The sequence below is a fragment of the Uliginosibacterium sp. sgz301328 genome (genome assembly GCF_041807905.1).
Taxonomy (GTDB): Bacteria; Pseudomonadota; Gammaproteobacteria; order Burkholderiales; family Rhodocyclaceae; genus JBGVSA01.
This window is the reverse complement of sequence record NZ_JBGVSA010000002.1, coordinates 201549-215169: the sequence shown is the minus strand read 5'-3', so window position 1 is coordinate 215169 and position 13621 is coordinate 201549. Positions and strand designations below refer to the sequence as shown.

Sequence of the window (13621 nt, the reverse complement as noted above, 5' to 3'; positions counted from 1 at the left end):
CCGCCGTCCCCGTCTGCGCGGCGGCGATGCGAGCCACGCTGCCACGCTTTCGCACAGATGGCGGACGCGGCACACTGCGCGCTCAAACAAAAATACATCGCAGCCCAACATGAGCAACACCACTTCTGCCACGGGGCAAGAGCCGCCCTTCACGCTCGTTCTGCTGCTGGCCGTCGCGGCCGGCCTCGGCGTTGCCGCGCTCTATTACAACCAGCCCATTCTCAATCTGCTCGCGGCAACCTTCGGCGCGTCGCCCTCGGCTATCGGCTGGGTGCCCACGCTGACGCAGATCGGCTATGCGGTCGGCATTCTGTTTCTGTCGCCCGCGGGCGACCGGGTGGATCGCCGCAACATGATCGTTGCCAAGGCTATCGTATTGAGCGGCTTGCTGCTGGGCATGGCCATGGCCCAGTCCCTGGTGCAGTTATGTGTGCTGAGCGTCGGCGTGGGCGTTGCCGCTTCACTGGCGCAGGATTGCGTGCCAGCGGCGGCCATGCTGGCGCCCGATGCCCGGCGCGGCAAGATCGTGGGCATGGTCATGATGGGTTTGCTGCTCGGCATTCTGCTGTCGCGTGTGGTCAGCGGCGTGGTCGGCCAGTTCCTCGGCTGGCGCATCATGTTCGCCGCTGCAGCCGTCTTGATGGCAGCACTTGCGGTGGTCGTGGCACGGCGGCTGCCGCACTTTCCGCCCAGCACCACCCTCCCCTACACGTCGCTGCTGGCGTCGCTTGGCACGCTATGGCGCCGTCACGCTGACATGCGCCGCGCGGCACTGGCGCAGTGCTTCCTGTCGGCAAGCTTCAGCGCTTTCTGGTCGACGCTGGCCGTGATGCTGCATCAACCGCCGTTCGGGCTTGGCAGTTCAGTGGCCGGCGCCTTTGGCCTCATCGGTGCTGCCGGCGCGCTGGCCGCCCCCGTCGCCGGAGGCATTTCCGACCGTCACGGCCCGGAGCGCGTAACCCGCATTGGCACGCTGCTGGTATTTGCGAGTTTCGCGTCGCTGGCCGCATGGCCCGGCAATCTGTGGTTGCTGGTGCTCGCCACCGTGGTGTTCGATCTGGGCATGCAGGCCACCCTGATCGGCCATCAGACGATCATCTACAGTCTCGACGCAGCCGCTCGCGCACGACTCAACGCGCTGCTCATCGGGGCCATGTTCGTCGGGATGGCCAGCGGTTCGGCCATCGGCAGCCAGATGCTCGACCACTTCGGATGGAGAGGTGTGTGCATGTTCTCGGCAGGCGCAGCACTCGCGGCCTTCGCCGTGCGCATGTGGCCGCACCATCGCCAGCCCAGCGCGGCCGTGGTCTGATTGAAGGATTCCGGGTCGATTGGGAATGGCTCGCATTTGTCCCCGCTCAAGTGCGGGGGGCGATGCCGTGTATAATCCCCGCCTCGCAATTCATTGATCCGACGAGGGATTTACCCTCGCCTCTGTCCCCAGGGTTCCTTTTTCACCGATGATCGATTTCATCGACGTTCATAAATCCTACGTCGTGGACGGCCGCCAGGTTCCTGCGCTCAATGGCGTCAGCCTGCGCATCGAGGCCGGCGAGGTCTTTGGCATCATCGGCCACTCCGGCGCCGGCAAATCGACGCTGGTGCGCCTGATCAACCTGCTGGAGCGCCCCGGGCGCGGCAGCGTGTTGGTTGACGGGCGCGACATGGCCGCACTGTCCTCCGCCGAACTGCGCGCCCAGCGCCAGCAGATCGGCATGATCTTCCAGCACTTCAACCTGCTGTCGAGCAAGACTGTGGCCGACAATGTGGCGTTTCCACTGCGCCTTGCGGGACGCATGACGTCCCGCGAAATCGACGAGCGCGTAGCGTTGTTGCTCGATCGAGTCGGTCTCGCAGACCAGGCCGGCAAGTATCCGGCGCAGTTGTCCGGCGGACAAAAACAGCGCGTGGGCATTGCACGCGCGCTGGCCACACGCCCCAAGATCCTGCTGTGCGACGAAGCCACGAGCGCACTCGATCCGCAGACCACGCAATCGGTACTGCAATTGCTGGCCGATATCCAGCGTGAATTCAGGCTGACCATCGTCGTCATCACGCACGAGATGGACGTGGTACGCCGCATCGCCGACCGCGTGGCCGTGCTCGATGCCGGCAAGGTGGTCGAGATGGGGCCGGTGGCCGATGTGTTCCTTCACCCGCGCCACGTCACGACACAACGCTTCGTGCAGGAAGCCGAGCACGTCGACGACGCCGACCAGTACGACGCGTTCTCGCACGTCAGGGGTACGCTGGTGCGGCTGACTTTCCGCGGCGAGCAGACTTTCGACCCGATCCTTGGCGAGGTGGCGCGCCAGACCGGCGTGAACTTTTCGATCCTTTCCGGACGTATCGACCGCATCAAGGACACGCCCTACGGGCAGCTCATCATCGCCCTCAACGACGGCGCGCCGCGCGAGGCGCTTTCGCGCTTTGTCGATGCCGGCCTGACCGTGGAGATACTGCGCGAATGACCGAACTCTTCGCCAACGTCGACTGGGCCGATATCTGGCTCGCCACGCTCGACACGCTCATGATGCTTGGCGGCTCGCTGCTGTTCACGCTGCTGCTTGGCCTGCCGCTGGGCGTATTGCTGTTCCTCACCGGCAAGCGTCAGCTCCTGGAGCAATCCGCCGTCTATAACGTGCTGTCGTTCATCGTGAACGTGCTGCGCTCGGTGCCCTTTGTGATCCTGCTGATCGTGATGATGCCGGTGACCAAGTTCATCACCGGCACCTCGCTTGGGGTGGCCGGCGCCATCCCGCCGCTGGTGGTGGGCGCCACGCCGTTCTTCGCACGCCTGACCGAAACCGCCCTGCGCGAAGTCGATCGCGGCATCATCGAGGCCACGCAGGCGATGGGCGCGACCACGCAACAGATCATTTTTGGCGCGCTGCTGCCCGAAGCCCGTCCGGGCATCCTGGCGGGCGCGACGGTGACGGCCATTACGCTGGTGTCGTATGCCGCCATGTCGGGCGTCATTGGTGGTGGCGGTCTGGGCGATCTGGCGATCCGCTACGGTTACCAGCGCTTCGAGACCGACGTGATGATCGTGACCGTGGTGTTGCTGCTGATTCTCGTGCAGATCCTGCAGATGATCGGCGATCGGATGGTGGTGCACTTTTCGCGCAAATGACAATCGCCAGGCGCGCCTTATTCCAATCCGCGCCAAGCATTGTCGAAAAACGCATCACCCGCATGGCCGGCGCCGCATAGACTGAGTGCTTTGCGCTGCGAACCTCGCAGCTGCTTTTTGTTATCCCGCGCGGGCCACGAACCCGCCGCGCTTTTTGACAGGAACCATAATGAAGAAACTGCTCGTTCTGCTGGCGTCTGCGCTGGCCTTCAGCGCCCACGCTGCCGACACTCTGACGATCGGCGCCACCGCCGTGCCGCACGCCGAGATCCTCGAAGTAGTCAAGCCAATGCTGGCCAAGGATGGCGTGAATCTCGACGTGAAGATCTTCAACGACTACGTGCAACCGAACCTGCAGGTCGCCGAAAAACGCCTGGACGCCAACTTCTTCCAGCACCAGCCCTACCTGGACGAATTTAACAAGGCGCGCGGCACCAAGCTGGTGAGCGTGGTGGGCGTGCACATCGAGCCGTTCGGCATCTACTCCAAGAAGGTCAAGAAGCTGGCCGACCTGAAGTCGGGCGGCACCGTGGCGATCCCCAATGACGCCACCAACGGCGGCCGCGCACTGCTGTTGCTCGACAAGGCCGGTGTCATCAAGCTGAAGAACCCGAACGACATTCTCGCCACGCCGAAGGACATCGTGTCGAACCCCAAGAACCTGAAGATCCGCGAACTCGAAGCCGCCACGCTGCCGCGCATCCTCGACGAAGTGGACCTCGCGCTGATCAACACCAACTATGCGCTGCAGGCCAAGCTGGTACCGACCAAGGACGCGCTGGCGATGGAAGACTCCAAGTCGCCGTATGTGAACATCGTCGTCGCCCGCGAAGACAACAAGGATTCGCCGGCCATGAAGAAGCTGGTCGCAGCGCTCCACAGCCCGGCCGTGAAGAAGTTCATCCAGGACAAGTACAAGGGCGCCGTCGTCCCGGCGTTTTGATGGCATGGGGCGCAACCGGGCGCCCCGCTTTGCCGCCCCCCCCAATCGCGCGAGTCATCCTGACTCGCGCTGCAGCTTGGCTGTTTCCTTCCCCACGCATCACCTGGATGCCTGCGCGACTGCGGGTTTCCACAACTCTCTCGCTGATCCTGCCCCCTTGGCGGAGCCTGCGCTTCGTGCATAATCGCTCCGGGCTTGTCAGACAAGAACAAGGCTAATGGCATCGCGACGTGACTGCGCCTGCCACAACGAAGGAGACAATCCATGCAGGACCAGGGTCAGGCGCGCACCACGGCGCCCGGGCAGGCTGCGCATGACGGCGGCCACCCGGATTCGCCGGAAGACGCGGCATTCCGCATTTCACCGAAGATCGAAGACTGGATCGGCGTCATCGTGATGGGCCTGTTGGTGCTCATCACTTTCGCCAATGTCGTCGTCCGCTACTTCACCAACGATTCGTTCGCCTGGACCGAGGAGTTCTCGGTCTTCCTCATGATCGTGCTGGCGCTCGTTGCCGGCAGCGCCGCCGTGGCGCGAGATCGGCATATCCGCATCGAGTTCTTCTTCGAACGCGGCAGCAAGGCGCGCCAGCATCGGCTGGCGATTTTTTCAGCGCTGTGCGTGGCGGCCATGTTCGTCGCGCTCGCCATCCTGGGCGGCCGCGTCGCCTGGGATGAATACCGCTTTGAAGAAACCTCGCCTGGCATCGGAGTGCCGAGCTGGTGGTATTCGGTGTGGCTGCCGGTGTTCTCGGCGGCCATTGCGCTGCGCGCAGGCGGCGTGATGGTGCGCCACGTACGCCAGCTCAAGGCGCTGGCGGCGCAACGACGCGAGCGGGGTGACGCATGACCGGCATCGCGATCGCTCTCTTCGTCATCTTCATCGGGCTGATGCTGGCCGGCGTACCCATTGGCGTGGCACTGGGGCTGGGCGGCTTCGTCGCCATCGCGCTGTCGAACCTCGACACGCAGATGTTCGGCCTGCTGGCCGTGCCGCAGAACTTCTACGCGGGGCTTGCCAAGTATCCGCTGTTGGCGATCCCGATGTTCGTACTGGTTGGCTCGATCTTCGATCGATCCGGCGTGGCGCAACGACTCGTCACGCTCGCCATTGCGGTAGTCGGGCGCGGGCCCGGCATGCTGCCGCTGGTGGCGATCCTGGTGGCGATGTTCCTCGGTGGTATTTCGGGCTCCGGCCCGGCCAACGCCGCGGCCGTCGGCGGGGTGATGATCGCCGCCATGTCACGTGCCGGTTATCCGGCTGCCTACAGCGCATCGGTGGTGGGCGCGGCGGCAGCGACCGACATTCTGATTCCGCCATCGGTTGCGTTCATCATCTACAGCGTGCTGGTGCCGGGCGCGTCGGTTCCGGCCCTGTTCGCCGCCGGCATGGTGCCCGGCGTGCTGGCTGGCATCGCACTGATCGTGCCGGCCGTGTGGCTGGCGCGGCGCCACAACATGGGTGCGGCCGAAGCCTCCCTGCCCCGGCCGCCGTTCTGGAAGAGTCTGCGCGAGGCGATGTGGGGCCTGGTCGCCCCGTTCCTGATCCTCGGCGGCATGCGCGCCGGCTGGTTCACACCCACCGAGGCCGCGGTCGTGGCGGTGGTCTATGGCCTGTTCGTCGGGATGGTCATCTATCGCAGCATCAGCCTGCGCGATCTGTTCGTCATCTTCCGCGAGGCGGCGGAGATCTCGGCGCTGATCCTCATCGTCGTGGCGCTCGCCGGTATCTTTGCCTACGCGCTGTCGACGCTCGGCGTGATCGACCCGCTCGCCCACGCCATCGCCGCATCGGGTCTGAGCGAATACGCCGTGCTCGCGCTCATCGTGCTGCTGCTGATGACGGTGGGCATGTTCCTCGACGGCATATCGATCTTCCTCATTTTCGTGCCGCTGCTGCTGCCCATCGCACAAGCCTACAAGTGGGACCCGGTGTGGTTCGGCGTGGTGCTCACGCTCAAGGTGGCACTCGGCCAGTTCACGCCGCCGCTGGCGGTGAACCTGATGGTGTCTTGCCGCATCGCCCGTGTGCGGATGGAGGAAACCGTGCCTTGGGTGGTCTGGATGCTGTTCGCCATGTTCATCGCCATGGTGGCGGTGCTGGCCTTCCCGCCGCTGGCGACCTGGCTGCCCAACAAACTGGGTTACTGATCGCATGATGAATTTGCCATATACGTACAACCACACGAGGAGAGACTCATGAAACGCCGCACACTCATGCTGACGGCCGCCGCCACACTGGCCCTGTCGGCATTGGCACCCGCCACTGCATTGGCGCAGAACTACAAGTCCGAATACAAGATGTCGCTGGTGCTGGGCCCGGCCTTCGCCTGGGGCAAGGGCGGTGAGATCTGGGCTGACCTGGTGCGCCAGCGCACCAACGGCCGCATCAACATCAAGCTGTATCCGGGTGTGTCGCTGGTCGCAGGCGACCAGACGCGCGAATTTTCGGCCATTCGCCAGGGCGTCATCGACATGGCGGTCGGCTCGACCATCAACTGGTCGCCGCAGGTAAAAGAACTGAACCTGTTCTCGCTGCCTTTCCTGATGCCCGATTACAAGGCTCTCGATTCGCTCACGCAGGGCGAAGTCGGCAAATCGCTGTTCGCCACGCTCGACAAGGCCGGCGTGGTGCCCCTGGCCTGGGGTGAGAACGGTTTCCGCGAGGTATCGAATTCCAAGCACGAAATCCGCAAGCCTGAAGATCTCAAGGGCCTGAAGCTGCGCGTGGTCGGCTCGCCGCTGTATCTGGAGACCTTCAACGCGCTGGGCGCAAACCCCACTCAGATGAGCTGGGCGGACGCTCAGCCGGCCATGGCCTCGGGCGCTGTAGACGGGCAGGAAAATCCGCAATCCGTGTTCGCAGCCGCCAAGCTCTACACCGTCGGACAGAAGTACGTGACGCTGTGGGGCTACGTGGCCGACCCGCTGATCTTCGTCGTCAATAAGCAAGTGTGGGAGAGCTGGACGCCTGCCGACCGCGAGATCGTGCGCCAGGCTGCCATCGATGCCGGCAAGCAAGAAGTCGCCATCGCCCGCAAGGGTCTGGATGAACCGGGCGCTCCGGCGTGGAAAGCCATGGAATCGCAAGGCGTGAAGATCACGCGCCTTACGCCCGACGAGCACGAAGCCTTCCGCAAGGCCACGGCCAAGGTCTATGACAAGTGGAAAAAACAGATCGGTCCCGATCTGGTCACCAAGGCGGAAAACTCCATCGCCAAGCGCTGAAGATTGCGCACAAAAAAGAAGCAGGCCCGAGGGCCTGCTTTTTTTGTCTACTGAACAGCGACCGCGTCAGATGACGCCGGCCTTGCGCATGTCGGTCACGATCTGCGTCGAAAGGCTTTCGGCGCCGGCCGCGGTGTTGCCCGGATCGTTCATGCTGTAAGTCGCCGACCACACGAGCCGGCTGGTGGCAAGCGACGTAAGCGCGGCTTCGACCGTCAAGGTATCGACGCTGTTCGACGCCGAGCCCCCGACAGGGAACGACATGCCGATGCCGCCGCCGCTCCAGCCGCCCCATCCACCGCTTCCGCCCCCGACCCCGACGCCGACGGTGGGGCTATTGTTGAAATAGCCGCGATCAACACGCAGCAGACGGATCGTCACGATTCCGTCGGCTGCGGCTGTACGGGCGCTGCCTTGCACCGAAGGCATGGCCACGATGCGGGCGACATCGTCCGGCGGCACGCTGTCGCCTGCCGGATAACTGACCGCCGCCCCCACACCCCACTGCCGAAGGGTATTGGCGAAGGTGTCTTCCACGATGCGGCGGTTGGTCTGCGCGTCGCTTGCGACGACCACCAGCAGCTTGCGGAATGCGGGACCGGAGAACTGCGGGTCGCGCCAACTGCCCGACTGCGAGATACCTGCGCAGCCCGCCAGTACCGCAAGCGACAAAGCGCTTACCCAAAGCCTGAGTGTTGTCATGATTACCTCCTGAGTTGCCGGTGCGGCAGCATTGTGGACGCCCCGCGCCCATGCGTTCGACCGCAATGATCGTGCTTGATTCTGAGGGGCAAACTGCCCGGCAGGTATCAGCGTCTTCCTGATTTTTGATCAGGTGTTGTCCTAGTCGCGCCATGTCGCCGTCACAAGGCACCCTGTAGCGTTGTGTCGTCAGCCAGGAGCCGGCCATGCCCGAAGTCCGCATCGAACACGATCTTCTCGGCGATCGCGAAGTCCCCGCCGCCGTCTATTACGGCGTGCACACCCTGCGCGCACTTGAGAACTTTCCCATCACCGGCATCCCCATCTCGGTCTATCCGGGCCTGATCCGGGCGCTGGCCAGCATCAAGCAGGCGGCGGCTCTCGCCAATCATGATCTCGGCCTGCTGGACACCGCACGGCGCGATGCCATCGTGGCCGCATGCGAAGAGATCCGCAATGGCGCGCTGCACGAGCAGTTCGTGGTCGACGTGATCCAGGGCGGCGCGGGTACTTCGACCAACATGAACGCCAATGAGGTGATCGCCAATCGCGCGCTTGAACTGATGGGCCATGCGCGCGGCGAGTACGTGCATCTGCATCCCAACGAGCACGTCAACATGAGCCAGAGCACCAATGACGTGTATCCCACCGCTCTCAAGGTCGCCACGCATGCCGGCATCCGGGTGCTGATCGCGGCGATGGCCGAATTGCGCGGCGCATTTGCAGCAAAGGCCGAGGAATTCCGCGATGTACTCAAGATGGGCCGCACGCAATTACAGGAAGCCGTGCCGATGACGCTCGGCCAGGAGTTCTCCACCTACGCCGTCATGCTGGGGGAGGACGAAGCACGTCTGGCCGAGGCGATCGAACTGATTTGCGAGATCAACCTCGGTGCCACGGCGATCGGCACCGGCATCACGGCCCCGCCGGAATATGCCGAGCGTGTGCGCGATCACCTCTCACGCATCACCGGCACCACGCTCATCACGGCGCCCAATCTCATCGAGGCGACGCAGGACTGCGGCGCCTTCGTGCAACTGTCGGGCGTGCTCAAGCGCGTGGCGGTCAAACTGTCGAAGGTCTGCAACGACCTGCGCCTGCTGTCGTCGGGCCCGCGTGCCGGTTTCAACGAGATCAATCTGCCGCCAATGCAGGCGGGCTCGTCGATCATGCCGGGCAAGGTCAATCCGGTGATCCCGGAAGTGGTCAACCAGATCGCGTTCGAAGTCATCGGCAACGACGTGACGGTGAGCTTTGCCGCCGAGGCCGGTCAACTGCAATTGAACGCCTTCGAGCCGATCATCGCCCATAGCATTTTCAAGAGCGTCGGCCACCTTACGCATGGCTGCCGCACGCTCACCGCCCGCTGCGTGCGGGGCATCACGGCCAACCGCGAACATTTGCGCGCGACCGTCACCAACTCAATTGGCATCGTCACGGCACTCAATCCGTACATTGGCTACGCTAACGCTACCGCCGTAGCGGCCGAGGCGCACCAGACCGGCGGCAGCGTCTACGACATTGTGCTGGCGCGCGGCCTGCTCACTCGCGAAGCACTCGACGAAATACTCAGGCCAGAAAATCTCACCACACCGCATCCGCTTTATCGCAGTTGAAGGGATTCATCAGACTTCGGGCAGCAAAAGCTTGGCAGGCACCCACTTCGGGCCTTGAGGCTGCGCGCACGGGTACATTCCTTGCGGCAAGCGCGGCATGGCAAGCCGATCGTCCCCCGCTCGACGGGTGATGCCGATCTGGCGACGCATATAGCAAGACCGGGACGGCGAGCAGCCCGTGGCCCGGCGTCTGCCGGCTCGCCTTGGACGACGCAGCACTTGTACTCAAGCGCCCTGCCTTGCAGGTATTTGCGTGCCGGCACACAGGCCCCGCACGATGGGTGCGCCCTTTCGAGGTGTTCTTTTGAATACTCGACACGAACATTTTTCGTCGCTCTACCGCGCCAGCGCCGACCCGTGGCAGGTCTGCACGCGTTGGTATGAACGACGCAAGCGCGCGGCGTTACTGGCGATGCTGCCGCGAGCGCAGTTCAGACGCGCGTTCGAACCCGCTTGCGGCAATGGCGAACTGACGCTTGAGCTGGCTCGCCGCTGCGATCGGGTGATCGCCGGCGACCTGACGGCCGATGCCGTCGCCATCGCGCGCCAGCGCACGGGCCATCTGAGCAATGTGGAAATCGACGTGCGCGAGGTTCCCTCCGATTGGCCCGAAGGCAATTTCGATCTCATCGTCCTGAGCGAATTCCTCTACTACGTCGCCATCGAAAAGCTCCCCGGCCTCGTCCATCAGGCAACCGGATCGCTGAGCGAACAGGGGGTGATCGTCGCTTGCCATTGGCGGCCGGACTCCGCCGACCGCTCCGCCACCACAGAGCAGATCCATTCGCTGTTCGATGTCTGCGAAAGCCTGCACAAGCTCGCGCGACATGAAGAGCGAGACTTTCTGCTGGAGATGTGGTCGCCCGATGGACGTTCGGTCATGGAGCGCGAGGCGCGCGAATGATTGGCGTCGTCGTCCCAGCCCGCAACGAGTGCAGTCGCCTGCTCTGTGAGTTGGTCGCACCCCGCCTTGCCTGCAAAGATCCGCGGCTTGGCGGCCAGGAGGTGTGCGTCATCGACAGGTTCGCGGCGCCAAGCCAGGCGCTTCGGCCGCAGCGAGCGGGCGGGTTCTTGGCGACCGCCTGCAATGAGGATGGAGGATGTAACGCTGGTCGATGTGGGCTTGTCAGAGCAAGCCGTGTTCGTGGAGGTAGTCGCGCAATTCCGCCTCGCCGGTGACGCCGATCTTCTGCATCGCGGTGCGTTTCTGGCGGCTCACGGTCTTGACGCTGCGCTCGGTCAATTCGGCGATGGCCGTGACGGTGGCACCGCGTGCGACATGTCTGAGCACGTCGATCTCGCGCGCCGTGAGAGGCTTCTTGCGTTCGCTGCCCTGCTCAATGAGCATCTGCATGCGACTGCGCACGCCCGGAGACACGTACCGAAGCCGTCGATGCGCGGCGAGAATCGCGGCACGCAGGCAATCTACGCCGCATTCGTTGAGAACAATGGAGTTGCAGCCGGAGCGAAGAAGCTGAACGAGCAGGGTGGGATGATCCGCGCCGGTGACGACGACGACCGGCCTGTCGGCGTAACGCCGACGCAACAGGGCAATCAGATGCAGGCCATCTGGCGCTTGTTTGCCGGGCAATGAGATGTCCGTCACGATGACATCCGGCCTGGTATGCGCGACGGCTTCCACCAACTCATCGGTGGTTCCGGCCTCTGCAGCAACGACAATCTCCGAGGTGGCCGCCAGCGCGGAAACGACACCTTCGCGCGCTACCGCGCGACCATCTGCAAGGACGATTCGAACGCACATTCTTACTCGCCTCCGGGAAAGGAATCCGCTGGGCAGCCGGGCTGCCGGGAGACGAAGTGCACCAGCTCCGATTCGAACGCGTGGCGAATGATTGAACGTGCGATGGGAATGCCTTGTCGTGTATGGGCCATGTGGTGTGTGCGCTCACCCATTGGGCAGCACGAATTCGTGGAATCCGACCGACTTTACGGGCCGCGACATCTCGTCACAACTCGGCGCTTTCTTTGTTCGATCAACAGTTTTCCGAAACAGAATCAGGTCTATGGCCGTTCAGGCACAAGACAAGCGGAAGAGGAAACCTTGGCGCGGCGTCATGCCGGACGGGTGCATGGCGCGTGCAGAATCGAAAAGGCTTTCGCCTGCCTCTGAACAGTGCCGGACCAGCGAGTGCCCTGCCGCACCGTAGGTAGCTGACTGACGTCACGATCTGGCGCAGGGCCCTCGGAGCGAAAACCCAGCCTCGAGGGTCTGCGATCTTGATGCGCTCAAGACGAAAATCAGCAAAAGAAAACGCCCCTGCTCGAGGGGCGTTTTTTTGTCACGACGTTACCGCGAACGATCAGACGATCTCGGGTTCCATCGTGATGGCGCCGCACGGACACTCTTCAGCGCAAATGCCGCAGCCCTTGCAGTACTCGTAGTTGAACTCGAACTTCTTGCCCGGACCGAGTTTGATGACGGCGTTGTCGGGACAGACCCCGTAGCAGTTATCGCACTCGAAGCAGTTGCCGCACGACAGGCAACGGCGCGCCTCGAACAAGGCAGTGGTTTCGTCCAGTCCACCCTGCACTTCGTCGAACGTGCTTTGGCGACGAATGATGTCGAGCATCGGACGTACTGTCTTGGAGGCGTCCGTGTAGTACCACGGATTGAGCATGTCGAAGGTCGCGAGCTGACGCGGCTCGGGGTCTTTCTCTTCCTGATCGCGCAACCAGGCGTCGATATGGCGCGCGGCGACCTTGCCGTGACCAACCGCAACCGTAACGGTACGCTCGGACGGGACCATGTCGCCCCCTGCGAAGATGCCGGGATAGCCGGTCATCATGTTCGGCGCAACCTCGACGACGCCGTCGTTGATGACAAGATTCGGAACGTTGTCGAGCAGGGAAAGATCGACGTCCTGGCCCAGCGCGAGCACGACCGAGTCTGCCTCGAGGGTCTCGTATTCGCCTGTCGGCACAACCTTGCCGTCAGCATCGAGCGAGACCTTTTCGATGGTGATGGCGCCGCCGTCGGAGACTTCCTTGATGGTGGACAGCCACTTCATCATGATGCCTTCCTGCAGGGCTTCTTCGACTTCGAAGTCGTGCGCAGGCATTTTTTCGCGGGTGCGGCGATAGACGATGATGGCTTCTTCCGCGCCGAGGCGCTTGGCGGTACGCGCAGCATCGATGGCGGTGTTGCCGCCGCCATAGATCACGACACGACGGCCGAGCATGGGCTTTTCTTCACCCTCCATGCTGCGCAGCATGGTGACGGCATCCATGATTCGGGCGGACTGGCCGGCCGGAATGAATGCGCGGCGGGCGCGATGCGCACCGACTGCCAGGAACGTGGCGTCGAAGCCTTCCTGCATGGCATCGAGAATGTGCGTGACCTTGGTATCGAGCTCCAGCTTCACGCCCATGTCGAGAATGCGCTGGACTTCGGCGTCGAGCACTTCGCGCGGCAGGCGGTACTTGGGAATACCAAACCGCATCATGCCGCCCGCCATCGGGCCTGCTTCGCGAATGGTGACCTGGTGACCGAGGCGGCGCAGGTGATAGGCCGCTGACAGGCCTGACGGGCCGGCGCCCACGACGAGAACGCGCTTGCCCGATTCGGCGCTGGGCGCATCGAACTTCCAGCCGCGCTTGATGGCTTCGTCGCCAAGGAAGCGTTCCACCGAGTTGATGCCGACGGCGGAATCGAGCTGCCCGCGATTGCAGGCTTTCTCGCACGGGTGGTAGCAGACGCGGCCCATGACGGCAGGCATCGGGTTTTCGGCCGTCAGCACGCGCCACGCGGTTTCGTATTCGCCGGACTCGGCAAAGTACAGCCAGCCCTGGGTGTCTTCACCCGCCGGGCAGGCGTTGTTGCACGGAGGCAGGCGCTTGACATAGACGGGACGATTGGTACGCCACGAGCCGGTCTTGTTGGCAAGCGATGAGCCGACGTCGAGCGTAATGGCAAATGGTTTTTCCATGTATGACCTCTTCTTGCGGGCGGCGCGCTCCGAGCGCCCCGCCCCGATGGCGT

Annotated in this window: 12 protein-coding genes; 9 read left to right on the top strand and 3 right to left on the bottom strand. The window is 63.5% G+C overall.

Features of this window, described 5'->3' with window-relative positions; all coding sequences use genetic code 11:
• The first annotated feature begins 109 nt into the window (after nt 1-109).
• The 7 genes from ACDA63_RS02425 (at nt 110) to ACDA63_RS02395 (ending at nt 7303) form a co-directional block, all read left to right on the top strand.
• Entirely contained in the window at nt 110-1312 is a 1203-nt protein-coding gene (locus ACDA63_RS02425) for an MFS transporter (protein WP_373661572.1), read from the top strand.
• 148 nt (nt 1313-1460) lie between these two features.
• Nucleotides 1461-2471 (top strand): methionine ABC transporter ATP-binding protein, encoded by a 1011-nt coding sequence (locus ACDA63_RS02420; protein ID WP_373661571.1) that lies wholly within the window; start codon nt 1461-1463, stop codon nt 2469-2471.
• Nucleotides 2468-3133, top strand: a complete 666-nt coding sequence (locus ACDA63_RS02415) for a methionine ABC transporter permease (RefSeq protein WP_373661570.1) — start codon at nt 2468-2470, stop codon at nt 3131-3133. Before ACDA63_RS02420 ends, ACDA63_RS02415 begins: the two co-directional genes overlap by 4 nt.
• Nucleotides 3134-3302: 169 nt before the next feature.
• A complete protein-coding gene (locus tag ACDA63_RS02410; RefSeq protein WP_373661569.1) occupies nt 3303-4076 on the top strand; it encodes a MetQ/NlpA family ABC transporter substrate-binding protein in 774 nt (257 codons plus the stop codon).
• 264 nt (nt 4077-4340) lie between these two features.
• Nucleotides 4341-4925, top strand: coding sequence for a TRAP transporter small permease (locus ACDA63_RS02405; protein ID WP_373661568.1), 585 nt, complete (start codon nt 4341-4343; stop codon nt 4923-4925).
• Nucleotides 4922-6226 carry a TRAP transporter large permease gene (locus ACDA63_RS02400; RefSeq protein ID WP_373661567.1) on the top strand — a complete coding sequence of 435 codons (1305 nt, stop codon included), beginning with the start codon at nt 4922-4924 and terminating at the stop codon, nt 6224-6226. Before ACDA63_RS02405 ends, ACDA63_RS02400 begins: the two co-directional genes overlap by 4 nt.
• A gap of 48 nt (nt 6227-6274) precedes the next feature.
• Nucleotides 6275-7303, top strand: coding sequence for a DctP family TRAP transporter solute-binding subunit (locus ACDA63_RS02395; protein WP_373661566.1), 1029 nt, complete (start codon nt 6275-6277; stop codon nt 7301-7303).
• A 66-nt stretch (nt 7304-7369) separates the two neighbouring features.
• On the opposite strand, the gene ACDA63_RS02390 is transcribed toward ACDA63_RS02395, so the two are convergent.
• Nucleotides 7370-8005, bottom strand: a complete 636-nt coding sequence (locus ACDA63_RS02390) for a hypothetical protein (RefSeq protein WP_373661565.1) — start codon at nt 8003-8005, stop codon at nt 7370-7372.
• A gap of 206 nt (nt 8006-8211) precedes the next feature.
• Here ACDA63_RS02390 and aspA point away from each other — a divergent pair, with 206 nt between their 5' ends.
• Together aspA and ACDA63_RS02380 are read left to right on the top strand one after the other, a co-directional pair.
• The gene (gene aspA, locus ACDA63_RS02385; protein WP_373661564.1) at nt 8212-9621 is read left to right on the top strand and encodes an aspartate ammonia-lyase; all 1410 of its coding nucleotides are present in this window, start codon (nt 8212-8214) and stop codon (nt 9619-9621) included.
• A gap of 304 nt (nt 9622-9925) precedes the next feature.
• The gene (locus ACDA63_RS02380) at nt 9926-10525 is read left to right on the top strand and encodes a class I SAM-dependent methyltransferase (RefSeq protein WP_373661563.1); all 600 of its coding nucleotides are present in this window, start codon (nt 9926-9928) and stop codon (nt 10523-10525) included.
• Nucleotides 10526-10747: 222 nt separating this feature from the next.
• Here the strand turns inward: ACDA63_RS02380 and ACDA63_RS02375 are convergent, their stop codons facing one another.
• Both ACDA63_RS02375 and ACDA63_RS02370 read right to left on the bottom strand, forming a co-directional pair.
• Nucleotides 10748-11383 carry a response regulator gene (locus ACDA63_RS02375; RefSeq protein ID WP_373661562.1) on the bottom strand — a complete coding sequence of 212 codons (636 nt, stop codon included), beginning with the start codon at nt 11381-11383 and terminating at the stop codon, nt 10748-10750.
• Between the two features lie 559 nt (nt 11384-11942).
• Complete coding sequence (locus ACDA63_RS02370; protein WP_373661631.1) at nt 11943-13616, bottom strand: NAD(P)-binding protein; 1674 nt, start codon at nt 13614-13616, stop codon at nt 11943-11945.
• Between the last annotated feature and the right edge of the window lie 5 nt (nt 13617-13621).